24 protein-coding genes and 1 pseudogene are annotated in these 25768 nt (G+C 70.2%); 15 read left to right on the top strand and 10 right to left on the bottom strand.

From position 1 onward, the window contains the following. The first annotated feature begins 3 nt into the window (after window positions 1-3). On the top strand, window positions 4-747 hold the full coding sequence (istB, locus tag L7N97_RS27520; protein WP_237481796.1) for an IS21-like element helper ATPase IstB: 744 nt from the start codon (window positions 4-6) through the stop codon (window positions 745-747). Window positions 748-895: 148 nt separating this feature from the next. Here istB and L7N97_RS27515 read toward each other — a convergent pair. Next, window positions 896-1201 (bottom strand): annotated as a pseudogene (locus L7N97_RS27515) (ISAs1 family transposase); the annotation flags it as partial. A gap of 367 nt (window positions 1202-1568) precedes the next feature. Here L7N97_RS27515 and L7N97_RS27510 point away from each other — a divergent pair. From L7N97_RS27510 to L7N97_RS27490, 5 genes are all read left to right on the top strand, one after another. Then, window positions 1569-2204 (top strand): recombinase family protein, encoded by a 636-nt coding sequence (locus L7N97_RS27510; RefSeq protein ID WP_237481794.1) that lies wholly within the window; start codon window positions 1569-1571, stop codon window positions 2202-2204. A gap of 294 nt (window positions 2205-2498) precedes the next feature. Next, window positions 2499-3454 (top strand): IS630 family transposase gene (locus L7N97_RS27505; protein WP_237481792.1). Its coding sequence is split into 2 segments (ribosomal slippage): window positions 2499-2838 and window positions 2838-3454, totalling 957 coding nucleotides; the frame shifts between segments, so codons are not numbered across the junction. A gap of 265 nt (window positions 3455-3719) precedes the next feature. Next, complete coding sequence (locus L7N97_RS27500; protein ID WP_237481790.1) at window positions 3720-4157, top strand: hypothetical protein; 438 nt, start codon at window positions 3720-3722, stop codon at window positions 4155-4157. Between the two features lie 212 nt (window positions 4158-4369). Continuing rightward, entirely contained in the window at window positions 4370-4621 is a 252-nt protein-coding gene (locus L7N97_RS27495) for a hypothetical protein (protein ID WP_237481788.1), read from the top strand. A gap of 151 nt (window positions 4622-4772) precedes the next feature. Further along, window positions 4773-5861 carry an acyltransferase family protein gene (locus L7N97_RS27490; RefSeq protein WP_237481786.1) on the top strand — a complete coding sequence of 363 codons (1089 nt, stop codon included), beginning with the start codon at window positions 4773-4775 and terminating at the stop codon, window positions 5859-5861. A 19-nt stretch (window positions 5862-5880) separates the two neighbouring features. Here the strand turns inward: L7N97_RS27490 and L7N97_RS27485 are convergent, their stop codons facing one another. After that, window positions 5881-6084, bottom strand: coding sequence for a hypothetical protein (locus L7N97_RS27485; protein WP_237481782.1), 204 nt, complete (start codon window positions 6082-6084; stop codon window positions 5881-5883). Between the two features lie 674 nt (window positions 6085-6758). On the opposite strand from L7N97_RS27485, the gene L7N97_RS30415 reads away from it, so the two are divergent. Together L7N97_RS30415 and cckA are read left to right on the top strand one after the other, a co-directional pair. Then, window positions 6759-7037: a hypothetical protein gene (locus L7N97_RS30415; RefSeq protein ID WP_237481780.1), complete on the top strand. Its 279-nt coding sequence runs from the start codon at window positions 6759-6761 to the stop codon at window positions 7035-7037. 213 nt (window positions 7038-7250) lie between these two features. Then, the gene (gene cckA, locus L7N97_RS27470) at window positions 7251-9758 is read left to right on the top strand and encodes a cell cycle histidine kinase CckA (protein ID WP_237481778.1); all 2508 of its coding nucleotides are present in this window, start codon (window positions 7251-7253) and stop codon (window positions 9756-9758) included. 1 nt (window position 9759) lies between these two features. Here cckA and L7N97_RS27465 read toward each other — a convergent pair whose 3' ends face one another. From L7N97_RS27465 to L7N97_RS27455, 3 genes are read right to left on the bottom strand one after another with little or no spacing between them, the layout of a single operon-like run. Beyond that, entirely contained in the window at window positions 9760-9978 is a 219-nt protein-coding gene (locus L7N97_RS27465) for a hypothetical protein (protein ID WP_237481777.1), read from the bottom strand. Continuing rightward, window positions 9941-12703 (bottom strand): molybdopterin-dependent oxidoreductase, encoded by a 2763-nt coding sequence (locus L7N97_RS27460; RefSeq protein WP_237481775.1) that lies wholly within the window; start codon window positions 12701-12703, stop codon window positions 9941-9943. The genes L7N97_RS27465 and L7N97_RS27460 overlap by 38 nt, the downstream gene beginning before the upstream one ends. Next, a complete protein-coding gene (locus L7N97_RS27455; RefSeq protein ID WP_237481773.1) occupies window positions 12700-13512 on the bottom strand; it encodes an FAD binding domain-containing protein in 813 nt (270 codons plus the stop codon). The genes L7N97_RS27460 and L7N97_RS27455 overlap by 4 nt, the downstream gene beginning before the upstream one ends. A gap of 226 nt (window positions 13513-13738) precedes the next feature. Between L7N97_RS27455 and L7N97_RS27450 the strand changes: the two genes are divergently transcribed. The 6 genes from L7N97_RS27450 to L7N97_RS27425 all read left to right on the top strand — a co-directional run bounded on the left by L7N97_RS27450 (window position 13739) and on the right by L7N97_RS27425 (window position 19106). Beyond that, window positions 13739-14344 carry an invasion associated locus B family protein gene (locus tag L7N97_RS27450; protein ID WP_237481771.1) on the top strand — a complete coding sequence of 202 codons (606 nt, stop codon included), beginning with the start codon at window positions 13739-13741 and terminating at the stop codon, window positions 14342-14344. A 106-nt stretch (window positions 14345-14450) separates the two neighbouring features. Further along, on the top strand, window positions 14451-16382 hold the full coding sequence (gene acs, locus L7N97_RS27445) for an acetate--CoA ligase (protein WP_237481770.1): 1932 nt from the start codon (window positions 14451-14453) through the stop codon (window positions 16380-16382). Window positions 16383-16563: 181 nt separating this feature from the next. Beyond that, window positions 16564-17136 (top strand): L,D-transpeptidase, encoded by a 573-nt coding sequence (locus L7N97_RS27440; RefSeq protein WP_237481767.1) that lies wholly within the window; start codon window positions 16564-16566, stop codon window positions 17134-17136. Between the two features lie 205 nt (window positions 17137-17341). After that, window positions 17342-17869, top strand: a complete 528-nt coding sequence (locus tag L7N97_RS27435; RefSeq protein WP_237481766.1) for a hypothetical protein — start codon at window positions 17342-17344, stop codon at window positions 17867-17869. A 20-nt stretch (window positions 17870-17889) separates the two neighbouring features. Next, a complete protein-coding gene (locus tag L7N97_RS27430; protein ID WP_237481764.1) occupies window positions 17890-18288 on the top strand; it encodes a phage holin family protein in 399 nt (132 codons plus the stop codon). Continuing rightward, the gene (locus tag L7N97_RS27425) at window positions 18285-19106 is read left to right on the top strand and encodes a hypothetical protein (protein WP_237481762.1); all 822 of its coding nucleotides are present in this window, start codon (window positions 18285-18287) and stop codon (window positions 19104-19106) included. The genes L7N97_RS27430 and L7N97_RS27425 overlap by 4 nt, the downstream gene beginning before the upstream one ends. Before the next feature lie 38 nt (window positions 19107-19144). On the opposite strand, the gene L7N97_RS27420 is transcribed toward L7N97_RS27425, so the two are convergent. Continuing rightward, window positions 19145-19354 (bottom strand): DUF1674 domain-containing protein, encoded by a 210-nt coding sequence (locus L7N97_RS27420; protein ID WP_237481760.1) that lies wholly within the window; start codon window positions 19352-19354, stop codon window positions 19145-19147. Between the two features lie 191 nt (window positions 19355-19545). Here L7N97_RS27420 and L7N97_RS27415 point away from each other — a divergent pair, with 191 nt between their 5' ends. Next, the gene (locus L7N97_RS27415; RefSeq protein WP_428981038.1) at window positions 19546-20934 is read left to right on the top strand and encodes an RsmB/NOP family class I SAM-dependent RNA methyltransferase; all 1389 of its coding nucleotides are present in this window, start codon (window positions 19546-19548) and stop codon (window positions 20932-20934) included. A gap of 18 nt (window positions 20935-20952) precedes the next feature. Here L7N97_RS27415 and L7N97_RS27410 read toward each other — a convergent pair whose 3' ends face one another. The 4 genes from L7N97_RS27410 to chvE all read right to left on the bottom strand — a co-directional run bounded on the left by L7N97_RS27410 (window position 20953) and on the right by chvE (window position 25751). Then, window positions 20953-21714: a hypothetical protein gene (locus L7N97_RS27410; protein WP_237481756.1), complete on the bottom strand. Its 762-nt coding sequence runs from the start codon at window positions 21712-21714 to the stop codon at window positions 20953-20955. Window positions 21715-21765: 51 nt separating this feature from the next. Then, window positions 21766-22902, bottom strand: coding sequence for a multiple monosaccharide ABC transporter permease (mmsB, locus tag L7N97_RS27405; RefSeq protein WP_237482450.1), 1137 nt, complete (start codon window positions 22900-22902; stop codon window positions 21766-21768). 107 nt (window positions 22903-23009) lie between these two features. Beyond that, window positions 23010-24542: a multiple monosaccharide ABC transporter ATP-binding protein gene (gene mmsA, locus L7N97_RS27400; protein ID WP_237481754.1), complete on the bottom strand. Its 1533-nt coding sequence runs from the start codon at window positions 24540-24542 to the stop codon at window positions 23010-23012. A gap of 174 nt (window positions 24543-24716) precedes the next feature. Then, complete coding sequence (chvE, locus tag L7N97_RS27395; protein WP_237482448.1) at window positions 24717-25751, bottom strand: multiple monosaccharide ABC transporter substrate-binding protein; 1035 nt, start codon at window positions 25749-25751, stop codon at window positions 24717-24719. Window positions 25752-25768: the final 17 nt, after the last annotated feature.

The raw sequence follows: 25768 nt of genomic DNA, 5'->3' as shown, positions 1-25768 counted from the left end.
AAGATGCTTGCTCATCCCACCCTCGAACTCCTGCACGGCCTTGGCCTTCATGGCATGGCGCAGGGCTACAAGACCCTGGACGGAAACCCGGAAGCGCAGACGCTGACGCATGCCGAGTGGCTCGGCATCATCCTCGAGCACGAGAAGACCTTGCGCGAGCAGAAGCGCTTCGAGACCCGCGCCCGTGCCGCCCACCTGCGCCATCCCGCCAGCGTCGAGGACGTCGACTACCGCGCCCACCGCGGCCTCGACCGCGCCCTGTTCCTCAAGCTGTCCGGCTGCGACTGGATCCGCGGCCGGCGCAACCTGGTGATCACCGGGCCGTGCGGTGTCGGCAAAAGCTGGCTCGCCTGCGCGCTCGGCCAGAAGGCCTGCCGGGAGGACCTGTCGGTCCTGTACTACCGCGTGCCACGCCTGTTCGCGGCGCTCGGCCTGGCACGGGGCGACGGCCGCTACGCCAAGATCCTTAAGCAGCTCGCGCGTGCCAGGCTGCTGATCCTCGACGACTGGGGCCCCGAGCCTCTCAGCGCCGAGCAGGCGCGCGATCTCCTGGAAATCGTGGAGGACCGCTACGACGCCGGCTCGGTGCTGATCACCAGCCAGGTGCCGGTCGACCGCTGGTACGAGATGATCGCCATCCCGACCTTGGCCGACGCCGTGCTCGATCGCCTGATCCACAACGCCTACCGGATCGAGCTGTCCGGCGACAGCCTGCGCAAGCACCGCCCTGCCGACCAGCCGGCTTGACCCGAAACGACCCTTCGACGATCTACCACCCCGACCCGCGGGACGCCGCCGCCGTGGCCGCCTTCAGATCGGAACGGTGGCCGGCTTTATGTTGGAATGCTGGCCGGCTTGAAATCGGAATACCCGGCCGGCTTCGTCGGAATCTGCACACGCCTGACCCGTCTGTGCCGACATGGTCCAGAAAACGTCCAAAACAGCGCGACAAAGCTTCAGGGTCGAGCAGACGGAATAGCCGCGAGAACGTGTCGTGGCTCGGCAGACCGTTGCTCAGCTCCAGAAACTCGCGGAAAAGATCTTCTCGGTCCTCGGCAAAGTCAGCGAAATCGACGCAGCTTTCGCAGCCGCAGATCGACGCCACGAGCGCGATCGTCAGCACGTCGAGAAGGCTGTGACGCGTCGCGTTGCCGGTGCGCGGGTCGGGAACGTCCCGAAGCATCGAGATCACAAAGTTCATCGACGGCCTCCATCGGCCATCTCAAACCACTCAAGGCACCACCACGCTACCCCAGAACTTCAAATGCGATTCCCCTGCCTCCCTTCGCCTCCGGCTTGGGCCCTGACGGGTGACTGCGCCGCCGCGGCATGGCGGGGACTGGCGTTCCCCCTAAAGGGGGCTCCGGCCGACAGCGGCCACCCTGGTCCGGCACGCATGGTGCCGTGGGTCAGTCGCGAGCCGCACTCATCACCTTCTCTGATGTCCGCACGGGTATACCTATGAGGACAGTCGGGATTGGCCTGAAAAGGACGTCCGTATGGGTTGGCTTCGCCCAACGGACACTGCTAGATGCGGACACCATCTCAGCGGACACATGGAGGCCGACATGACCACCATCCTCTACGCTCGCGTCTCGACGGCCGAACAGACCATCGGACACCAGCGCACCCAAGCGGAAGCGGCCGGGTTCCACATCGATGAGGTCGTGGCCGATGAGGGCGTGTCTGGCGTCACCACGCGCCTTGCGGAACGTCCCCAGGGCCGCAGGCTGTTCGACATGCTCCGCAGGGGCGATGTCCTTGTGGTCCGTTGGGTGGACCGCCTGGGCCGGAACTATGAGGACGTGACGGACACCATCCGCGAGTTCATGCGCCGTGGCGTCGTTGTCCGCACGGTCATCAACGGCATGGTCTTCGATGGCGCCACCACAGACCCCGTTCAGATGGCCGTGCGAGACTCGCTCATTGCCTTCATGTCCGCCACCGCCCAGGCCCAGGCCGAGGCAACGAAGGACGCCCAGAGGGCTGGCATCGCCCATGCGAAGGCTAACGCGGGCGAGAAGTATCGCGGCCGCAAGCCCTCGTTCACGGCCGACACGCTGGCCCAGGTGCGCGACATGCTGGGGCAGGGCGCCAACCCGTCCGTCATCTCCGCGGCCACGGGTCTGTCCCGCCAGACCGTCTACCGCATCAGGGACAACCCCGCGGAGGCGGAGGCGTCGCTGGCAACCTGGGCCGCCTGAAATATGAGGGGACCTAACGAGGTTTTTCAGACCTCTCAGCCCCGGCAGCTGCACCAATGCACGGCCGGGACCATCTCCCGGCATTACGTTCCCGGGGATGATGTAGACCGCGCGGGCCGCCTCGACCTTCCCAAGGCCGACGAAGGCGAACCCCAAAAAGGCCTATGTGGTGCAAACGAAAACGCGACGGGGCAGGGACGTTTAGAGCTGTTTCCGTCCGGTTTGAGTCGGGACGGTGTAGCGGGTTCGGCCGGGTTGTGATTCGGTGAGGGCAACCTTTGCGGGATGCCCCTGATGCCAAGAGCCCTGTCTGTGGACCTACGCGAGCGTGTTCTGGCCGCTGTCGAGGCGGGCTCCTCCTGCCGCCAGGCGGCCGAGCGTTTCGGTGTCGGGATCGCGACGGCGATCCGCTGGCAAGCCCGCTTCCGGGCCGAGGGCGTGGTCGCGGCCAAGCCGATGGGCGGAGACCAGCGCTCCCGCAACATCGAGGCCCACGCGGAGATGATCCTGCAGGCGTGCGAGGCGGAGCCGCAGGCGTACCTGCGCGAGCTGCGTGAAAGCTTGCGCGAGAAGGGTGTCAGCACGAGCACGAGCGGGCTGCACCGCTTCTTCGTGCGCCACAAGATCAGCCGTAAAAAAGGGATCTGCACGCCGCCGAGCAAAGCCGTTCCGACGTGATGAAGGCGCGCGAGGACTGGTTCGAGGGTCAACTCGACGTGGACCCCGAGCGGGTCGTCTTTCTCGATGAGACAGCGGCGGCCACCAACATGACCCGCCGCCATGGCCGGGCGAGGCGTGGCGAGCGCTGCCGCATCGCGGTGCCGCACGGGCACTACAAGACCACCACGGTCACGGCGGCCCTGCGGGGAAGCGGTCCCTTTGCGATCGAACTGATGGACGGCGCCACAAACGGGGCGCGGTTTCTGGCCTACGTCACCGACGTCCTCATCCCGGCCCTCAAGCCCGGCGACACGGTCGTGATGGACAACCTGAGCGCTCACAAGGTGAAAGGCGTGCGGGAGGCCATCGAAACAGCGGGGGCTCGCTTGCTCTACCTTCCGGCATACAGCCCTGACTTCAATCCTATCGAGAACGCCTTCGCCAAGCTGAAGGCCTTGCTTCGCACAGCGGCGGCCCGCACCGTCACGGATCTGCGCGTCGCCATCCGGGAAGCCTTTACCCGCTTCACTCCTGACGAGTGCCGCAACTACCTCGCCGCGGCTGGCTACGATGCCTACGACCCAACCTGATCGGAAATAGCTCTAGGGTCCCATCCGGCACCGTGGGACCCTGAGGTTTTGACCCCCACCACCCAGTTCGCAGTTTCGGGTAAACCCTAGCATTGTTGTTCGGCTTCGCCGGTCGGTGTGTTCCTTCGTGGCACCGATGTGGACTGGCGGTGCCCTCCTCTCGTAGGGCGGTGAAAGGCGTAGGTCAGAACGCCCGCTCGGACGACGGTAGTATGCTCTTCTCGAAGTCGTCGATTTCAGCATCTAGAACAATAAGGAGTAGTAAATGAAAGCTCTCGACAACATAACACCGAAAGACTTCGTTGCGCTCACATTCGATTTGGAACGAAAAGTCTTCCAGGCAGTAGGTCCCGTCGGCTCGGACGCAGCCACCATGAAGAACGTCGTCGCCGGTAACAAGGGAGCGGGCGAGCAGCGTTACACTTGGTCGATGGTCCGAGGTCCACGCCTTCTCGGTGCCATAGTCCGTAAAGCGGGCAGCGAGTTCGGCGGAGTCAAGTTTGTCAAGGACGTTTTCTCTGACAAGCTAGAGTTTCTTGACCCGCTCACGTTCAAGCCAATCGAGGCCCCGACAGCGTCAACAGCCAACGAGAGTGCGGGCAACGAGAGCGACTCGATGCTCGCGGACGACCCCTCAACCGACATGGCCGATGAGGTATCACAGGTAGTGACACGTTCCTCCTCGACATCCGGTGCTACATGAGCATAAACAACAGCTTAGAGCAGGGGTGACCGGCCCGCTTGAGCCTGACGGGTGCGCCATGGTTCATCCTCGTCGTCACGCGGTGAGCGGGCGAGACCTCCATGAAACTTCAGTGCTGGACCGTCCGGCGCTGCCCGGCCATGGACCGGATCTCGGCACCGCGCGTTGACGGGGCGAGGCGCCTCTGCGGAGGCGCCGGCCGGAGCCATCCCATGCCGACCGATCTTCCCCCGGACTACAAGCCCAGGCCCGTCGACGATCCCGCCGATCCGGCTGACCCCGCCGTGCCCGGCGCCGTGCCGGCCTTCCCGCCCGTCGGAGGCGAGGACTCGGTCGACGTGCCCGGCGGCGGGCCGCGGCCTGGCGCCGACGTGTCGGACCCGCCGGGCTGGGCCGTGCCGCCCGTCGTGCCCGGCGGGGACCGCAGCGACGTCCCGCTCCCGGCCGGCATGCCCACGTTCTGACACGGCGAGCACGCGGTCCTGCGCGACGCGGGGCCGCTCAACGCGGGTCGGGTCGGTTTGCCGGGCGCAAGCTCGCGGCGCTAAAGGTGGCGTGTCGCACCTCGGAGCCGGCACGCCCTTGACCCTCGCCTCGCCGCGGACCCGCACGTCCGTGCCCGCCGCACCGAGCCACCTGTCGAACGTCCAGATCCTCCGCGGCGTGGCCGCCGTGATGGTGCTGGTCTACCACATCGGCAACGAGTTCGGGGATCGCGGCTTCCCGGGGCAGTTCCCCGACGTCGGGGCGGGCTCCGCGGGGGTCGACCTGTTCTTCGTCGTCTCCGGCTTCGTGATGGTGCATTCCACGGCCGGAGCCTTCGGCGCCCCAGGCGCCCCGGCCCTGTTCCTCGCGCGCCGCGTCATTCGCCTCGTCCCGCTCTACTGGCTCCTCACGACGCTGTTCGCGGTGCAGTTCCTCTGGGCCTCACGCGCCTCGCCACTCCCGCCGGAAACCTGGAGCTGGTTCGCCGCCTCCTACCTCTTCCTGTTCTACCCGCATGCCGACGGAGGCGACTTCCCGCTCCACCCGCAGGGGTGGACGCTGAACTTCGAGATGCTGTTCTACGCCTGCTTCGCGGCCGTGCTGCCGCTGGCGCGGAGGCGGGCCCTCCTGGTCCTGACGATCGGCCTGATCGCCATGGCGGTCCTCGGCCTGGCGACGGCGCTGCCCTGGCCGCTCGACCGGTGGACGAACACGAACATCCTGGAGTTCGTGCTCGGGCTCGGCCTCGCCGTCGCGGAAGCCCGAGGCTGGCGCCTGCCGCTCTGGGCGGCCGTCGCGCTGGCCGTCGGCGGCCTCGCGACCTTCGCGCTGACGATCGATTCCGTCGATGTCTGGCTGCTCTATCGCGGATTCGTGTGGGGCCCGCCCGCCTGCGCCGTGGTGGCGGCCGCGGTGCTGTGGCGCCCCGATCGCCGCGCCGCCCCCGGCCGGATCCGGTCGGCGCTGGAGCGGCTCGGCGACGCGTCCTATTCCCTCTACCTCATCCATTACGCCTTCTTCGGCGCCCTCGGCGGGACGATCGAGCTCTTCGTCCCCGTCACGTCGCTCCCGCCGAAGCTCTACGGAAGCCTGTGCTTCGTCGGGCCGATCGCGCTGTCCCTGGTGGTGCACCGGTGGGTCGAGCTCCCCGTCACGCGGGGGCTCAACCGCTCGCTCGACCTGTCCCGCCGCTGGCACGCCCTGACGAACAAAACCTGAGGGCTGACCCGCGACCGGGTCAGCCGTCACGCCGGGGCGTGGGACGGCCGAGGAGCTTCGCCATCTCCTCCTCCAGCGATTCGAGCGACTCGATGTTGCGGTTCGGCGTGGGGATCGCCGGCGCGGCCTCGTCGACCCGCGGCGGAGCGGGCTCGGGTCCGCGGGCGATCCTCGCCTCGGGTTCGGCCTCAACGGTCCGCCCGGCGTCCGGCGCTGCCTGCACGGGCGGCGCGGCCGGACGCTCGACCTGCGGCTCCGGCCGCGCCGCAGGGGCCGGCCGGGGCGGGCGCGGCGGCAGGCTCGACGCGAGGCTCGGGCGCGGCGGCAGGGGCGGGCGCGCCGTCGGCGGGCGTGGGGGCAGGGAGGGCGCGGGGACGCGGGCCGGTCGGCCCCGCCCGCCGACGGCGCGGTGTTCGCCGCCGCCGTGGGGGCCGGACGGGGCGGGAGCCCGGCGGGGCGCGGCGGGGCCGGGCGCATCGGCTGGGGCGCGGGCGGTTCCCCGGCCGGCGCCGGCGCGGCGGGATCGGGGACCGCGATGGGCCGGGGCGGGCGCGCCGCGGCGGGCCGCTCCGCCGACGGGATCGGTGTGCCGAGGGCGGGCTCGGTGCGCCCTTGGGCAGCGCCGTCGCCGCGCGGAGGAGCATCGGTGCGGATGGGGGCGGGTTCCGAGCGCGGGCCGGCGGCGGGCAGGCTCGCCGCGGCGGCGGGCGGCAGGGCCGCGGCCGGGGGCGCGGCAGCCAGCGCGGGCGGGGCGTTCGGCGCGACGATCGCGGCGGGCGCCGTCACGGTGCCGACGAGCGGGCTGCCCCCCTCCTTGTCGCGGCCCGCCCCGGCGGACTGGGTTCGGACGATCGACGACTCGACCACCACATCCGTCGGGCCGCCGATCATGATGAGGTGCTCGACGTTGTCGCGCCGCACCAGCACGAGCTGGCGCTGCCGGTCGAGGTCGTAGGCGTCCACGATGCCGAGCCGGGGCTGGCGGGTCCGCCCGTTGCTGGCGGCACGGAGCCGCCGGCCGAACAGCAGGCGATAGAGCACGAAGACGACGATGAGCAGGACGAGGATGGCGGCCACCACGGCGGCCGGCGCCAGCAGCCGGTTGTCCTCGAAAAAGCTGGTCAAAGACTGCATGCTTCTGTTCGCCTCTCGACACAGGCCCCACTCAAGTGCTGAATTGTAGCACGAGGTGCGAGGTGCGCTTCAATAAGGTTAATCAATGGTTAACGGGGTGACGGTGGGTCGGGGCGCGATGGGGTCCCGCCGCTCGGGCGTGGGGATCAGGCCGGTCGGAGCCGTCGCGTCGGCGCTGCGTCCCGTCCGTGGCCCGGCGGGCCACCGCGCGCCCGTCGGGCCCGTCACGGTCGACGTGCCATCGCCGAGGGCGTCGTGACCGACGCGCCCCTGTCCGCGGTGGACCGCACGGAGCGCACCGGCAGCCCCCTTCTGGTCCTCTTGATCGCCGTGCTGCTCGTGGCGGCGGCCGCCTCCTACTCCTTCCTGCCGCAGGAGCAGGCGGGCCGCTTCACCTCCGTGCTGCTCGCCGCGCTGGCCGTGGTGGGGCTGATCTCGGTGCTCAGCTACGCGATCGGCGTCCTGCAGTTCTCCGGCCAGGCGGCGCGCAACGACCTCACCAAGCTGGTCGCCGACACCAGCGGCGAGGGCCTCCTCGTCACCGAAGGCGACGCGCGGGTGGTCTACGCCAACGAGGCCTACCTCGCCATGTCGGGCGCCTCGGATGTCGCGCAGATCAGGCCCGTCGAGCGGCTGTTCTCCGGCCCGGCCGAGATCTCGGAGGCCGTGTACCGGCTCGCCCAGGCGGCCCGGGACGACCGGAAGGCGGCCGAAGAGATCCGGCTGTCGCCCGCGCTCGACGGGGTGTCCGCCGTGAGCTGGTACCGCGTGAAGGTGCGCCCGCTCGCGCGCGCCGGGCGCAGGCGCGCCGTGCTGTGGAGCGTGGCCGACGTGACGCGCGAGCGCGAGCGCCACGAGAACGTGTTCCAGGAACTCCAGCACGCGATCGACTTCCTCGACCACGCGCCGGCCGGCTTTTTCTCGGCCGAGCCCGACGGGCGCGTGTCCTACCTCAACGCCACGCTGGCCGGCTGGCTCGACTACGACCTCGCCCAGGTGGGATCGGGCGGCCTCACGCTCGACGACATCATGGCGGGGGACGGCGCCGCCATGCTGTCCGCCGTGCCGGGCTCGTCCGGCGAGGTCAAGACCGAGCAGTTCGACGTCGACCTGCGCCGCCGCGGTGGCCAGAGCCTCCCGGTGCGCCTGCTCCACCGCGTCGCCTTCGCCGAGGACCGCAGGCCCGGCACCTCGCGCACGCTGGTGATCAGCCGCGCGCCGGGCGAGGAGCCCGCCGAGGACCTGCGCGCCGCCGAGGTGCGTTTCGCGCGCTTCTTCAACTCGACCCCGATGGCGATCGCGTCGCTCGACGCCGCGGGAAATATTCTGCGCTCCAACGCGGCCTTCGTCAGGCTGTTCGGCGACGCGCTGCGGGGCGGAGGCCGCACCGTCTATGCCGGGGTGTCCGAGGGCGACCGCCCGGCCTTGCGCGCCGCCATCGACGCCGCGGCGCAGGGGCGCAGCGACATTGCGCCGGTCGATGCCACGCTCGGCGGTGCCACGAAGGGCTCGATCCGCTTCTTCGTGTCGGGCGCGGAGGCGCGGGGCGGCGAAGGCGCCACGGTCGACATCTTCGCCCTCGACACGACCGAGATGCGAACCCTGGAGGAAAGCTTCCTCCAGGCCCAGAAGATGCAGGCCATCGGGCAGCTCGCGGGCGGCGTGGCGCACGACTTCAACAACGTGCTGACCGCGATCATCGGCTATTCCGACCTCCTGCTGTCCAACCACCGGCCGACCGACCCGTCCTTCCAGGACATCATGCAGATTCGGCAGAACGCCAACCGGGCCGCCGGCCTCGTGCGCCAGCTGCTGGCCTTCTCGCGTCGGCAGACCCTGCAGCCCGTCGACCTGCAGCTCGGCGACGTGGTGGCGGATCTGCAGAACCTCATGCGCCGGCTCGTCGGCGAGAAGATCGAGATCGACGTCGTCCACGGCCGCGACCTTTGGCTCGTGCGAGCGGACGTGAACCAGCTCGAGCAGGTGCTGGTGAACCTCGTCGTCAACGCCCGCGACGCCATGCCGGACGGCGGCAGGATCACCGTGCGGACCCGCAACGTGCCCGAACCGGAGGTGGCGGACTTCCACGAGAAGACCCTGACGCCCGCCGACTACGTGCTGATCGAGCTCCAGGACACCGGCGGCGGCATCCCGCCCGACGTGCTGCCCAAGATCTTCGAGCCCTTCTTCACCACGAAGGAGGTCGGCAAGGGCACCGGCCTCGGCCTGTCCATGGTCTACGGCATCATCAAGCAGACCGGCGGCTTCGTGTTCTGCGATTCGGTGGTCGGCCGCGGCACGCTATTCCGCATCTTCCTCCCCCGCCATCTGCCCGCGCCCGTCGAGGAACCGGCGAAGAAGGAGGCGGTGAAGGCCGCCTCGGCCGACCTCACGGGGCACGGCACGATCCTGCTCGTCGAGGACGAGGACGCCGTGCGGGCCTTCGGGGCGCGGGCGCTGACGTCGCGCGGCTACACGGTGGTGGAGGCGGCGTCGGGCGCGGAAGCGCTCGACATCGCGCTCGACCCCGACCAGCCGCCGATCGACCTCATCGTGTCCGACGTGGTGATGCCCGAGATGGACGGGCCGACCATGTTCGCCGAACTGCGCAAGCGCGGCATCGCCATTAAGGTGATCTTCGTGTCCGGCTACGCCGACGACGCCTTCAAGCGCAACCTACCCGAGGGCGCGGTCTACGACTTCCTCGCCAAGCCGTTCTCGCTGAAGGGCCTCGTCGAGAAGGTGAAGGAGAACATGGGGTGAGTCAGGGGTCGGCGGGCGTCCGGATTCCGGCGCCCGCGATCTCGCTCGCGAACTCCTTCAGTGCGGCCAGCGCCTCGGCCTCGACGCGGTCGAGGCCGCAGCCGTAGGGCACGGGGAGCGTGACGCGCTTGTCGGGCGCGTCGCTCCAGACCAGCGTCACCAGCGACCGCCGACCCAGGAGGTCATGCGTCAGCGCCACCACGGTCACGGTCGTCCCCATCCCGTCCACCGCCCTCTCTCCCGCTCGGCCCCGAGGCCCGTTCGGCCACCGCTTCGAAGATCCGGTCCGCCGCGAGCGGCAGGGCCGTGAACCGCACCCCTGTCGCGTCGCGCACCGCATTGGCGAGGGCGGGTGCGACGGGATTGAACGGGCTCTCGCTCATCGACTTCGCGCCGAGCGGTCCCAGCCGATCGCTCGTGTCGGCGAACAGGACCTCGGTCACGGGGACGTCGGCGAAGGCCGGGATGTGGTAGGCGCGGAACACCGGCGTGGTGACGCGGCCGTCCTCGATGTCGAGGTGCTCGTAGAGCGCCGCGCCGATCGCCTGGGCGACGCCCCCCTCGACCTGCCCGCGGCACTGCATCGGGTTGACCACATGGCCTGCGTCCGCCGCCTGCACGCTCCGCAGGATGCGGATCGCTCCCGTGACGCGGTGCACCGCCACGCGGAAGCCGTGGACGTTGAAGGCGATCGACCGCGGGGTGCCGTCGAAGGACCCGCGCCCTTCGAGCGCGAGCCCGGCCTCGCCCGCCCGCGCGGCGAGGTCGGCCAGGGGCACGCGCCGTGCGCCGTCCGTCACTGCATCGCCCGACAGGCGCCAGCCGTCCCGCGCGGGCCCGAACAGTTTCTCGGCGCCGTCGAGCAGGCGACGCCGCAGGTCCTCGGCCGCGCGCAGGGTGGCGCGGCCCGCCACGACCAGCCCGGTCGAGCCGTAGGCGCCGGTGTCATGGCCGCCGCCGTCCGTGTCGGACTGGCGGACCGCCACGTTCCCCGGCGCGGCCGACAGGACGCCGGCCGCGATCTGCACATGCGTGGTAGTCGCGCCGTTGCCGAACTCCGCCGTCCCGACCGTGAGGCAGTAGCGGCCCCGCCCGTCGAGCGCGATCAGCGAGTCGCTGAAGTGGCCGCGCGGCGGGATCGTGTGGATCATGCTGAGCGCCATGCCGCGCCCGACGGCCCAGTCGCCCTCCGGCACGGGGAGGCCCGCGTTCCGCTCCAGGGCGTCCTCGACGAGCGCGAGGCATTGGTCGAGCCCGTAGGAGCCGTATTCAACGTCGCCCTGGTCGGCTGAGGTGCCCACCATCGGGTCGCCGGGGCGGATGACGTTGATGCGGCGCATCTCGAACGGGTCGATGCCGAGCCGCCGCGCCACCTCGTCCACGGCCGACTCCACCGCGAAGATGAGCTGGCTGAGGCCGTAGCCGCGGAAGGCGCCGGCCGGCACCTCGTTGGTGTAGACCGCGTAGCCGTCAACGGATTTGGCCGGCACGTCGTAGACGGCGATCGACTCGCCGCAGCCGTGGTGCAGCACGCCCCCGGCGTGGTTGCCGTAGGCGCCGGTGTTGGAGACGGCGCGCAGCGCGATGGCGGTGAGCCGCCCGTCGCGCCGTGCCCCGAGCCTCACCCGCACAGCGATCGGGTGCCGCGTCGTGGTGGCGGTGAACTGCTCCTCGCGCGTCAGCTCCAGCCTCACCGGCCGGCCCGTGCGCAGGGCCGCCAACGCCACCACGTCCTCGACCAGCATCTCCTGCTTGCCGCCGAAGCCGCCGCCGACCCGCTCGCATAGAACCCGCACGCGATCGGGCGGAAGGTCGAGCACGCGGGCCAGCGCGCGGCGCGTCAGGAACGGCACCTGGGTGCTGGTCCGCACTACCAGGCGGCCGTCCGCGTCCGTCCAGGCGATGGCGCAGTGAGTCTCGAGATGGGCGTGCTGGACGCGCTGCGTCCGGTAGGTCGCCTCGTGCACGACGTCGGCGGCGGCGAAGCCGGCCGCGGCATCGCCGATGTCGGAGTGGAACTCCGCCGCGACGTTGCGGGACGCGTCGTGGATGCCGCGGCCGGCGGCCTTGTCGGCGTGGAGCAGCGGCGCGCCGGGCGCCATCGCCTCCTCGGGGTCGAACACCGCCGGCAGCACCTCGTAGTCGACGCGGAGCGCGCGGCAGCCGGCCTCGGCGGCGGCCTCGCTCTCGGCCACGACGACGGCGACGCGCTGGCCGCGAAAGCGCATCACCGTGTCGAGCACGCGCGTGTCGAAGGGGTCGTCGCCGTCGAGCTCGTGGCGGCCGGTCGAGAACAGCGCCGGCGGCGCGTCCTCGTGCGACAGGACCGCGACCACGCCCGGCACCGCCAGGGCCTCCGCGCGGTGGATCGTCAGCACGCGTACGTGGGGGTGGGGCGAGCGCAGCAGCTTGGCGTGCAGCAGCCCCTCGATCGCGACGTCGGCGGTGAAGCGCGCGGCGCCCGTCACCACGCCGGGGCCGGCGGGGGCGCCGAGGTTCCGCCCGTCGTCGGCGTGCCGGACGCCCGCGACCGCGTCCGCGACAGAGCGGTAGCCGGTGCAGCGGCACAGATTGCCCTTCAGCGCCCCGGCCAGGTCGGCGCGGCGGCGCTGGTCCAGCGCCGCTGCCGTCATGATAATCCCGGCCGTGCAGAAGCCGCACTGGAAGCCCTGCGCGTCGAGGAAGGCGCGCTGCATCGGATGCAGGTCCCCGCCGTCCCCGGCCAGGCCCTCGATGGTCGTCACCGCGCGCCCGCGCGCCCGGAACGCGGGGATGATGCAGCTGTGGATCGGCTCGCCGTCGAGCCACACCGTGCAGGCCCCGCAGTCGCCGGCGTCGCAGCCCTTCTTGACGCCGAACCAGCCGAGGCCGCGCAGGAAGGTGCGCAGGCACTGCCCCGGCCGCGGCTCCTCCGCCGCGGCCCTGCCGTTGACCGTGAAGCTCATGGGGCCCGCAGCTCGTCGAGGATCTCGCCGGCGAGATGGGCCGTGACGGCCCGCCGCCACGCCGGGCGGCCGTGGACATCGCCGAAGATCAGCTCGTCCGGGATCGCGGCCATCTCGCCGAGCAGCGCCGCGCGCGGGGGCAGGGCGGGGTGGCGGAAGGCGATCGGGCGCACCGTGGACCCCGTCACGGTGAGGCGGAAGCCGCCGTCGATGTCGAGCGTTCCGATCAGCAGCGCGCCGGACCGTCCCTGCGGGGTGAGGGAGATCTGCCGGAACGCGGAGCGGCGGCGCAGCGCCGCGGCGGGCAGGCGGATCTCGCGCAGGATCTCGCCGGGCCGCAGGACCGTGAGGCGATCGCCGCGGACGAAGTCCAGCGCCGGGACCGCGCGGTCCCGGTCCGGGCCCCAGATCGTGCAGGCGCCATCGAGCGCCGCCGCCAGCGCCGTCATGGGCCCGGCCGGCAGCGCCAGGCAGACGTTGCCGCCCACCGTCGCGGCGTTCCACACCTTGAAGGATCCGAGCAGGGCGCGGCAGCACAGCGGCACCAGCGCCGCGGCGCGCCAGTCCGGCGGCGCGCTCCAGCGCTCGAGTTCGGCGATCGTGCAGGTCGCGGCGATGGTGAGCCCGTCCGCGTCGGCGCGCAGCGGCTCCCAGCCGAAGCCGCGGAGGTCGAGGAGCCGGGTGAGCGCCGGCTGCGGCTCGGAGAACAGCCATGTGCCGCCGCCGAGCCAGGCATCGCCGGGGCGGAAGCCCGCGAGGCTGCCGCGGTCCGGCCGCTCGACCACCTCCTCGATGCCGTTCAGGTCCAAGGCGCCCGTCCTCCGAAGGTCTCCGCGGGCGTGCACACGGCATGCCAGCGCCGATGCTGGCGCGCCCTGCGCCGGGTGTCCAGGGCGACGCCGCCGCGCGGCGCAGGACCGCAACACCTCACCTGAATTCCGCCGCGACCCGCCCGCATGAGGGATGGGTAAATGTTTACGCATCGCGGGCTAGGGTTCACCCGCGTCATCGGCCGACCGTGAAGGGGCAAACACCATGATCCGTGCGCTGAAGGGGCAAGGCCGCTCGATCGTCGCGAGCTGCGCCGTTCTGGGCCTGCTCGTAGCCTCCCCGGCCTTCGCCGCCGCTCACAAGAAGCCCGCCAAGGCCGCCGCCGCGAAATCCGATGCCAAGCCGGACGCCAAGCCGGCCCTGACCGCGAAGCCCCAGCTCGTCGGCACCTACGGCGATTGGGGCGCCTACGAGGCGCAGGGCGCCAAGAGCAAGATCTGCTACGCGCTGGCGCAGCCGAAGGAGCGCACCCCCTCGTCGCTGAAGCGCGACGCGGGCTACATCTTCATCTCGACCCGCCCCGGCGAGCACGTGAAGAACGAGGTGTCGGTGATCATGGGCCTGCCGCTCAAGGAGGGCAGCGGGGACGCCAAGGCCGAGGTCGGCACGACGAACTTCGACCTCGTGACCAAGGGACAGAACGCCTGGATGAAGGATTCCGCGCAGGAGGGACAGCTCGTCGGCGCGATGAAGAAGCACGGCCGCCTCGTCGTCAAGGCGCCGAGCAGCAAGGGCGCGGTCGCGACCGACGCCTATTCGCTGACCGGCCTCGGCCCGGCGCTGGACCGCGTCGCCAAGGACTGTTCCTGAGCCGCGCTCCCGTCCCCTTGTGAGAACCCTTCTCACTTTGTAAGCTTTCCACCCTGCGGCCCCGAGAGGCCGGACGCGAAAGCCGACAGGGTGGGGAGGAACATCGATGTCCCAGCACGTGTACGATGTGCCGGAATCGTTTCAGAAGAAGGCCCTGGTCGGGGCACACCGCTACGACGAGATGTATGCCCGCTCGATGAAGGACCCGGAGGGGTTCTGGGGCGAGCACGGCATGCGGATCGACTGGATCAAGCCGTACAGCCGCGTCAAGGACACCTCCTTCGCGCCCGGCGCCGTGTCGATCGCGTGGTTCGGCGACGGCACCACCAACGTGTCCATGAACTGCGTCGACCGGCACCTCGCCGACAAGGGCGACAAGGTCGCGATCCTGTGGGAGGGCGACGACCCCGCCGAGTCGCGCCGCATCACCTATCGCGAGCTCCACGTTGAGGTCTGCCGCTTCGCCAACGTCCTGAAGGGGCAGGGCGTCGAGCGGGGCGACCGCGTCACCATCTATCTCCCGATGATACCCGAGGCGGCCTTCGCCATGCTGGCCTGCGCGCGCATCGGCGCCGTGCATTCCATCGTGTTCGGCGGCTTCTCGCCGGATGCGCTGGCCGGGCGCATCACGGGCTGCGACTCGAAGGTCGTCATCACCTCGGACGAGAGCTTGCGCGGCGGCCGCGTCGTCCCGCTGAAGAAGAACGTCGACGCCGCCATCGAGAAGAGCGGCCTCGTCGAGAGCGTGATCGTGGTCAAGCGCACCGGCGGCAAGGTCGCGATGGTCGAAGGGCGCGACCGCTACTACGACGAGCTCGCCGCCGCGGTCGGCACCGACTGCCCCTACGAGGAGATGGACGCCGAGGCGCCGCTCTTCATCCTCTACACCTCGGGCTCGACCGGCCAGCCCAAGGGCGTGCTGCACACCACGGGCGGCTACCTCGTCTACGCGTCGATGACGCATCAATACGTCTTCGACGTGCACGAGAAGGACGTCTACTGGTGCACGGCGGACGTCGGCTGGGTGACGGGCCACAGCTACATCGTCTACGGGCCGCTCGCCAACGGCGCCACGACCCTGATGTTCGAGGGCGTCCCCAACTACCCGAGCGTGTCGCGCATGTGGGAGGTGGTCGACAAGCACAAGGTGTCGATCCTTTACACCGCGCCGACCGCGATCCGCGCCCTGATGGGCTCGGGCGACGAGCCGGTCAGGCGCACCGACCGCAGCAGCCTGCGCCTGCTCGGCTCGGTCGGCGAGCCGATCAACCCCGAGGCCTGGGAGTGGTACCACCGCGTCGTCGGGGAGGGCCGCTGCCCCATCGTGGACACGTGGTGGCAGACCGAGACCGGCGGCATCCTCATCACGCCGCTGCCCGGCGCGACCAAGCTCAAGCCCGGCTCGGCCACGCGGCCCTTCTTCGGCGTGAAGCCCGAGGTGGTGGACGCCGAGGCCAAGGTGCTGGAGGGCGCCTGCGAGGGCAACCTCGTCATCGCCGACTCCTGGCCGGGGCAGATGCGCACCGTGTACGGCGACCACAAGCGCTTCGAGGACACCTACTTCTCGGCCTATCCCGGCAAGTACTTCACCGGGGACGGCTGCCGGCGCGACGAGGACGGCTATTACTGGATCACCGGCCGCGTCGATGACGTCATCAACGTGTCGGGCCACCGCATGGGCACGGCCGAAGTCGAGAGCGCGCTCGCGGCCCACGGCAGCGTGTCCGAGGCCGCGGTCGTCGGCTTTCCGCACGACGTCAAGGGGCAGGGCATCTACGCCTACGTGACCCTGATGGAAGGCGTGGAGGCGACCGATGCGTTGAAGAAGCAGCTCGTCACCCACGTGCGACAGGAGATCGGCCCCATCGCGTCGCCGGACGTGATCCAGTTCGCACCGGGCCTGCCCAAGACCCGTTCGGGCAAGATCATGCGTCGCATCCTGCGCAAGATCGCCGAGAACGAGCTCGGCTCGCTCGGCGACACCTCGACGCTCGCCGACCCGTCCGTGGTCGACGACCTCATCGCCAACCGCCCCTGAGGGGTAAGCCGGGCTCGCGGAGGCGGGTCCGGCGCTCGCGCTTAATCGTTCACCGTCGCGACAGTTCACGTCGGGGGAGCCCCCGGCGTATCCCCGCGATTAAGCGCGACGGGGCAGGGTGCGCCCATGCCGGCCGCGGCCCGCCGGCGGCGGCCCACGGACCGGCGAAGGAGCGCAGGACATGGAATTCACGCATCGCGCGGGGTTCGACAGCCGACCCGACGGCCGACGCGGGACCGTGCTCATCCACCTCGTGCTCGCCCTCAGCATCGCGGTCGCGGCCGTGCTGGCGCTCTACACGGCGGTGACGCCCGCCCGTGCCGCTGCCTACGAGGGCCCGTCCGGCTACGCGCCCGGCACCATCGTGGTGAGCCAGCGGCAGAGGCGCCTGTTCCTCATCGGCGAGGACGGGGGCGCCATCAGCTATCCCGTGGCGGTCGGCAAGTTCGGCAAGCAGTGGAGCGGCACGGCGATCGTCGACGGCAAGTACCGCAATCCGGCCTGGGCGCCCCCGGCCGAGGTCAAGCGCGCCGAGCCCTGGCTGCCCGACTACATCCCCGGCGGGTCCTCCCGCAATCCGATGGGCATGCGAGCGCTGACGCTGTCGGGCGGGGAATACGCGATCCACGGCACCAACCGTCCGGACTCCATCGGCACGGCCGCGTCCTTCGGCTGCATCCGCATGTTCAACCGCGACATCGTCGACCTCTTCGACCGCGTCGAGGTGGGCACGCCCGTCGTCGTCGGACCCTGACGCACCCCCGCCGGGTTTTCCTCAAGCCTTTGGTCCGACGCCGGAACCCCCTGCTTCTCCGCTACGTTGGCTCGCCGATGTGGGGGGTTGAGGCGGCGCGCGACGCGCCTTCGGCCCCCTGGACCCGGAGGACGCGATGGCTGAACCGTTTGACACCGATCCGAATGCGAGTTTCGGCGCAAACGCCGCTCGCGCGCGGGACGAGTTGAACCATCGCTTCCAGGACCTCCGCCGCGATGCGGCGGCGTGCGGCACCTCGGACCGCTACGCCCATGCCTCGTCCGACGGCTCGGCGCAGGTCCGGGACGCGGCTTCCGCCTTCCGCCAGAGCAGCTCCGAGGCCGCCGAGGAGGCCAAGGGTGTCGCCGCCTCCATCGCCGAGCAGGCCCGCGCGCGCCTGAACGAGATCGTCAGCCAGCAGAAGACGGCCGGCGCCGACAAGATCGCGGGCGTGGCCCGCGCCGCGCATTCGGCCGCCGGCGACCTCGACGAGACCAACCCCCACCTCGGCCGCCTCGTCCGCACCGCGGCCGACAGCGTCGACCGCATCGCCGAGGACGTCCGCTCCCGCGACCTCGGCGAGGTGTTCGCCACGCTGGCCGACTTCGGCCGCCGTCAGCCCGTGGCCTTCTTCGGCGGCGCCGTGGTGGCGGGCTTCCTCGTCTCGCGCTTCTTCAAGAGCGACGCGCCTCTGGTCGACGGGGCGGCGCTCCGCGGCGACCGCGCGGTCTGAGCCGGACGGGATAGCGCACCATGACCTTCGAAACGCCGGGGCGGCCCTCGACCCCGTCCCTCTTCGCCGACGCGCTGTCGCAGATGACGGTGCTGTTCGAGACGGAGATCCGCCTCGTCCGCACCGAGATCTCGGAGAAGATCTCCTTCGCCCTCAAGGCCGTCGTCGCCCTCCTCGTGGCCGCCGTTCTGGCGCTGGCAGGCCTCTTCATCATCCTTTTCGGCATCGTGCAGGTCGTGATCGCGATCGGCGTCGTGACCTGGCTGGCCTACTTCATCGTCGGCGTCGTGATCGCCGGCATCGGCGGCGTGGTCGCGCTGATCGGCATCCGGAGCCTGTCGACCGAGAACCTGATGCCGAAGCGGTCCATGGACCAGTTGGGCAAGGACGCCACCATCGTGAAGGAGCAGGTGAAATGACCGGCGATCGGCAATCGTCCAGCGAGGTGGCCCACGAGGCGGAGGACACCCGGGCCCATCTGGCGTCCACGCTGGAGCAGCTGCGCAACAACCTCCAGCCCGCCAACGTGATGGAGGAGGTGGTCTCCAACGCCCGCATCGGCGCCGCGAGCGTGGCGGACAACCTCGTCGGGGTCGCCAAGCAGTATCCGATCCCGTCCGTGCTGGTGGCCGCGGGTTCGGCCCTGATCATGCGCTTCTTCTCGAAGCGCGACGAGGCCGCATCGCGCGCCGCGGACGAGCCCCGCGCCGACTACGTCCGCGCGTCGGCGACGAGGCCGCCCCTGCTGCGCAACCCGTCAAGCTTCCAGCCCGCGCCGGGCCGCGGCGGATCGGCGGCGTCGACTCTGGCGAGCGCCCGGGACGGCGTCTCCGACGCGTTGCGCCGCGGGGCCGAGAGGGCCTACGATTCGACCTCCACGCAAGCGAATGAAGCCATGCAGAGCGTGTCGCGCTATCTCCCGTCGGACCGGGGCGAGGTGAAGTCCAAGCTCGCCACGCTGTTCGAGGAGCAGCCCCTGGTGCTGGGCGCCATCGGCCTCGCCATCGGCGCCGCGATCGGCGCGGCCCTGCCCATGACCGAGACCGAGGACAGCCTCATGGGCTCCACGGCCCACCGCTTCCGGGATCAGGCGACGGACGCGGCCCGCCACGAGGTCGACGGCATTCGCGCGGCGGCCGGCGAGGCGATCGACAACGTCCGCCACTCGGCCGCGGACAACTTCAGGACCGTGGTCAACAAGACCGGCGAGTCGCTCGGTGGCTCGCGCGACGTCTGACCCGCACGGCGCGCCCCGGCCCGCGGGGCGCGCCGAAGTCAAAAGTCGTAGGCGATGCCCTTGTTCTCCCAGTCGCCGTAGCGGACCGGCTCCGGACCCTGTCGGCCGTTCACCTCGCGCGGACGCACCTCTTGGACCCGCTTGGCCGCGGCCCGGCGCTCGGCCGCCTCGGCCAGGGCGCGCTCGGCCGCACCCGCCTGAGGACGGATGGCGGGGTCTCCCGGACCGGCCCGATGTTCGTCGTCCATCACGCTTCCACCACCTTTTTCTGGCACTCGGCCTGACCCGGAGGCCACACTCCGGCCCTCCCCTCATCTAGGTCGCCTCGCTCCCTTCGGCCATGGGACGATGCGAGGCGGCCGGAAGGTTCGTCATGCCGTTCGCGTACGGGTTCCTCGGAGCCGCATCCCTGACCCCCACCTCCGGCTCGGCCTGACCGATGGCGCCTGTGACGCAGCCTCCGGGCCGACCGAACCGCGGCAGATCCGGCCTCAAGGCCGCGCCGCCCCCGGCCGAGCTTCCGGCCGGCCTGGCCTGCAGGCTCGCGGCCGCGGCGGCGCTGAGCGACGTCGTCATGAACGGGCGCGGCCTCGACGAGGCGCTGGCCTCCGCGGCGGCCCATCCGCGCTTCACGCAGGGGCTGGACGAGCGCGACCGCGCGCTTGCGCGCTCCATCGTGGTCGTGTCGCTGCGGCGGCTCGGCACGCTGCGGCGCTTCCTCGGCCGCCTGCTCGACAAGGGGCTGCCGAAGAAGAGCGGCCAGCTCGAATGGATCTTGATCGTCACGGCCGCCCAGATCCTGTTCCTGGACGTGCCGGACCATGCCGCCGTCAACGCCTGCGTCCAGGCCGTGCGGCTCGACCCCGCGAGCCAGGGCTTCGCGTCGCTGGCCAACGCCGTGGCGCGCAACGTCGCCCGCCAGCGCGACGAGCACGAGAGCGATGACCCCTACGTCGACACGCCGACCTGGCTCGCCGCGCGCTGGCGCAAGACCTACGGCGACGAGGCCGCGGCCGCCATCGCGGCCGCCAACCGGGCGGAAGTGCCGCTCGACCTGACGGTCAAGTCCGACGCGGCGGGCTGGGCCGAGCGCCTCGATGGCGACGTCCTCGACACCGGTTCGGTCCGGCTGCGCGGCAGCGTCCCCGTGCCGGAGATGCCGGGCTACGCCGACGGCGCCTGGTGGGTGCAGGACGCGGCCGCGGCTCTGCCGGCGCGGCTGCTCAGGGCCGAACCGGGCGAGCGGGTGGCCGACCTCTGCGCCGCGCCGGGCGGCAAGACCGCACAGCTCTGCCTGACCGGCGCGAACGTCACGGCCGTGGACCGCTCGGCCGAGCGCCTGAAGCGCTTCGCCGCCAACCTGGAGCGTCTGGCCCTGACGGCCGAGACGGAGGTGGCCGACGCGACCTCCTATTCGGCGCAGCCCTTCGACGCCATCCTGCTCGACGCACCCTGCACCGCGACCGGAACCATGCGGCGCCACCCGGACGTGGGCTGGACCAAGCGGGCCTCCGACATCGTGACGCTCTCGGCCCTGCAGTCGCGCATGCTCGACCGCGCGGCTTCGCTGCTGCGGCCGGGCGGCCGCCTCGTCTACTGCACCTGCTCGATCGAGCCGGAGGAGGGGGAGGCGCAGATCGCCGCGCTGCTGCGACGCAACCCCGACATGGCGCGCTCGCCCATCGCGCCGGAGGAGATCGGCGGACTCGTCGACAGCGTGAACGCGCAGGGCGAGCTGCGCACGCTGCCGAGCCACCCGGCCCGGCTCGACCCGCCGCTGACGGGCCTCGACGGCTTCTTCGCCGCGCGCCTCGTCCGTAAGGCCTGATGACGCGGGATCGGCCGATCAGCCGCTCCGCGGCTCGGTCGGTCCCTCGTGGTCGATGACGAGGCCGCCCTCGTCCTCATCCCCGTAGCCGGCGTGCCGGCCCAGCAGGTCGGACAGGCCGTGCATGACGAGCCGCTGCCGCTCCGACAGGCTCGCCATCGGGTCGACGTCCCACCCGTCCGCGCCGCGCGCCCTGGTCAGCTTCCGCTCGATCTCCCGCATCCTGGCCGTGCCGTCGTTCGGTCCGGGCATGTAGACGGCCTTGCCGTCCCGCCCGAAGGTGAAGTGCTCGGTCGCGGCGGAAGCGTCGACGCCGTCGAACAGCCGGATCACCCTGCGATAGTCCGGGGCGGGGTCCATGCCGCTGTCCGCCGCGAAAGCCACGGCGCCGAGGATGAGCTTCTTGGCGGAAGCGGGGTCGATCGCCGCCATCGCCTGCCCGTCGGCGGCGAGTTCCGTCACGCGCTCGTCGAGGTCGGACGGGGCGACCTCGCGGTAGTAGGCGTCCTTCACGCCGAGGCACAGGAGATCGACGAGGAAGAAGCCGCAGCCGAGCGCGCCGGAGGGAAGGCGTTTCGCGAGGATGACGTGGCCGATGCCGGCCGCCTGCGCGTCGGCCGTCCGCAGGCATCGGTCGAGCGGGGCCGCCGAAGCGGCCGCGATCCGCGCGGGCAAGCTCGACGCCGCACGCTCGGTCTGCTGCTTGGCCGCGACCGCCTGCCGGCGCCGCACCGCCTTCGCGGCCTGCTTCTGCTGCCTGTTTCCGCCCTTCTGCGCCATCCGCACCTCCCGCGATCGTCGCGGGATGGTGCCAGACGGCTCAGGGTCGGATCAAGCCGCCGCCTTCTTGTTGTACAGGTCGAGGCAGACGGCGCCGAGCAGAACGAGGCCCTTGATGACCTGCTGGTAGTCGATGCCGATGCCGAGGATCGACATGCCGTTGTTCATCACGCCGATGATGAAGGCGCCGATCACCACGCCCGTGACCTTGCCAACGCCGCCCGAGGCCGAGGCGCCGCCGATGAAGCAGGCCGCGATGACGTCGAGCTCGAAGCCGAGGCCGCCCTTCGGGGTCGCGGTGTTGAGGCGCGCGGCGAAGATCATGCCGGCGAGGCCCGCGAGGACGCCCATGTTGACGAAGGTCAGGAAGGTCAGGCGCTCCGTCTTGATCCCGGACAGGCGCGCCGCCTTGATGTTGCCGCCCAGCGCGTAGATGCGGCGGCCCACCGTCGTCTTGTTGGTCATGAAGCGGTACAGCAGCACCAGCACGGTCATGATGATGAGCACGTTGGGCAGGCCGCGGTACTCGCCCATCGACCAGGCGAAGGCGATCAGCACCAGCGCCAGGAAGCCGTTGCGCAGCGCGAAGCCGCCCATGCTCTCGGTCAGGGCGCCGTGGCGCTGCTGCACCATGCGGCGGCGGAAGCTCGTGCCGATGAAGATGGCGCAGATGACGAGCGCGATGAGCAGCGACGTGTGGGGCCCGGCGAAGTTCGGGAAGAAGCCCTTGGCGAGGAGCTGGAACACGTCGGGGAAGGGGCCCACCGAGGCGCCGTTGAGGATCGACAGCGTCAGGCCGCGGAACACCAGCATGCCGGCCAGCGTGACGATGAAGCTCGGGATGCCGAAATAGGCGACGAAATAGCCCTGGCTCGCGCCCACGATGCCGCCGACAACGAGGCAAAGCAGCGTCGCCGTGAGGTACTCGACGTGGTAGTTCACCATCAGCACGGCCGCGAGGGCGCCGACGAAGCCAACGATGGAGCCGACCGACAGGTCGATGTGGCCCGCCACGATGATCAGCAGCATGCCCAGCGCCATGACGACGACGTAGGAGTTCTGCAGGATCAGGTTGGTGAGGTTCAGCGGCTGGAACAGCACGCCGCCCGTCTGGTACTCGAAGAACAGCATGATCACCACGAGGGCGATCAGCAGGCCGTAGTCGCGGAAGTTGCCCTTGGCGAGCATCTGCCGGAGGCCCGAGCCCGTGCCGGTCTTGGCGGCCGGCAGGGCGCCCGGCTTGGGATGGGGGACCGTGACGGGGTCGAGCCCGCCGGGCGCGTTGACAGAGCTCATCAGTGGAGTTCCTTCGATCGCATGATGGCGCGCATGATGACCTCCTGGCTCGCCTCGGCGGCCGGGAACTCGCCGACGAAGCGGCCCTCGTTCATCACGTAGATCCGATCGCACATGCCGAGCAGCTCGGGCATCTCGGACGAGATCATCAGCACGCCCTTGCCCTCGTCGGCCAGGGCGTTGATGATCGAGTAGATCTCGTATTTGGCGCCGACGTCGATGCCGCGCGTCGGCTCGTCGAGGATCAGCACTTCGGGCTTCGTGAACAGCCACTTGCTGAGCACGACCTTCTGCTGGTTGCCGCCGGACAGGTTCACGGTCTGCTGCTCGACGCCGAACGAGCGGATGTTGAGCTTGCTGCGGTAGTCGGAGGCGATCCGGTACTCCTTGTCGGAGTCGATCACGCTGGCCGACGACACCGCCGGCAGATTCGCCAGCGTCGTGTTCTTGGTGATGTTCTCGTCGAGCACGAGGCCGAGCTGCTTGCGGTCCTCCGTCACGTAGGCGATCCCGGCCGCGATGGCCTTGGAGATCGTCGAGACGTCGACGGGTTTGCCTTTCAGCATCACCTCGCCCGAGATGTTCTGCCCGTAGGAGCGGCCGAAGACGCTCATGGCGAGTTCGGTGCGGCCGGCGCCCATCAGGCCGGCCACGCCGACGATCTCGCCGCGGCGGACCGACAGGTTGATGTTCTTGCAGACCGCGCGTTCGGCGTGGAGATGATGGTAGGCGTTCCAGTTCCGCACCTCGAGCAGCGGCTCGCCGATCTTCGGGGTGCGGTGCGGGTAGCGGCTCTCCATGTCGCGGCCGACCATCCCCTTGATGATGCGGTCCTCCGAGATCGCGTCCTTGCGGCAGTCGAGCGTCTCGACCGAGGTGCCGTCCCGGATGATGGTGATCTGGTCGGCGACGCGGGAAATCTCGTTCAGCTTGTGCGAGATGATGATCGAGCTCATGCCCTGCTGCTTGAAGGACAGCAGGAGGTCGAGCAGCTTCTGCGAATCGCTCTCGTTCAGCGACGCGGTGGGCTCGTCGAGGATGAGGAGCTTGACCTTCTTGGCCAGAGCCTTGGCGATCTCGACCAGCTGCTGCTTGCCGACGCCGATGTTGGTGATCAGCGTTTCGGGATTCTCGTCGAGGCCGACCAGCGCGAGCAGCTCGCGGGTGCGCGCGAAAGCGCGGTCCCAGTCGATCACGCCGAACCGGGACGTCTCGTTGCCGAGGAACATGTTCTCGGCGATGGACAGGAGCGGCACCAGCGCCAGCTCCTGGTGGATGATGATGATGCCGAGGTGCTCGGACTCCGAGATGTCGCGGAACGACACCGTCTCGCCCTCGTACAGGATGTCGCCCGTGTAGGTGCCGTGCGGGTAAACGCCGGACAGGACCTTCATCAGGGTCGACTTGCCGGCGCCGTTCTCGCCGCAGATGGCGTGGATCTCGCCGGGGTTCACGACCAGGTTGACGTTGTCGAGCGCCTTCACGCCCGGAAACGTCTTGGTGATCCCTCGCATCTCCAGGATCGGGCTCATTCGGTCCCTTGTCGCCTCGCGCCGGCTCGGTGTCACGGCGTCGTTGTGGTCGAGTTCAGCAGATCGCGCGGGTTCCCGCAATCATCGCGTCGTCGCGGCACGGGCGCATCGCCCCGTCCCGATGCGGCCGGGCCCGCGCGGAGGTCGTCCCCGCGCGGGCCCGGTGCGTTCGGCTTACTGGCCGAGCTGCTTCATCGTGTAGTAGCCGCCGTCCACCAGCACCGGCTTCCAGTTCGACTTGTTCACGAGGACCGGGTTCAGCAGGTAGGAGGGGACCACCTTCTTGCCGTTGTCGTAGGTCTTGGAGTCGTTGATCTCAGGCTGCGAGCCGTTCTCCAGCGCGTCCACCATGGAGACCACGACCTTGGCGAGCTCGCGCGTGTCCTTGTAGATCGACGAGGTCTGCTCACCCGCGATGATGGACTTGACCGACTGCACTTCGCAGTCCTGGCCGGTGACGACCGGGTACTTCAGGTCGCCCGAGCCGTAGCCGACGCCCTTCAGAGACGACAGGATGCCGATCGACAGGCCGTCGTAGGGCGACAGCACGGCGTTCAACGTCTTGTTGGTGTAGTAGGCCGACAGGAGGTTGTCCATGCGGGCCTGGGCCACGGCCGGGTCCCAGCGCAGGGTCGAGACCTGCTTCATGCCCATCTGGCCGGACTGGATCACCAGCTTCTTCGAGTTGATGTAGGGGTTCAGCACCGACATGGCGCCGTCGTAGAAGAAGTAGGCGTTGTTGTCGTCGGGCGAGCCGCCGAACAGCTCGATGTTGAACGGGCCCTTGCCGTCCTTGAGGCCCAGGTTGTCGATGATGCTGGTGCCTTGCAGCACGCCGACCTTGAAGTTGTCGAAGGTGGCGTAATAGTCGACGTTGGGCGAGTTGCGGATCAGGCGGTCGTAGGCGATGACCTTGACGCCGGCGTCGTGGGCCTTCTGCAGCACGTCGGTCAGCGTGGTGCCGTCGATGGAGGCGATCACCAGCACCTTGGCGCCCTTGGTGACCATGTTCTCGATCTGGGCGAGCTGGTTCGGGATGTCGTCGTCGGCGTACTGCAGGTCGGTCTTGTAGCCCTTGGCTTCGAGCTGCTTGACCATGTTGTTGCCGTCGTCGATCCACCGGGCGGAGGACTTGGTCGGCATGGCGACGCCGATGAGGTCGCCCTTGGCGGCGTAGGCCGGCGTCAGTGCGGTGGAGGACAGGGCCATCGCCCCGAGCGCCAGGC

This window comes from Lichenibacterium dinghuense, assembly GCF_021730615.1.
GTDB lineage: Bacteria > Pseudomonadota > Alphaproteobacteria > Rhizobiales > Beijerinckiaceae > Lichenihabitans > Lichenihabitans dinghuensis.
The sequence above is the reverse complement of the archived record's forward strand: the minus strand, read 5'-3'. Positions and strand labels throughout refer to the sequence as shown.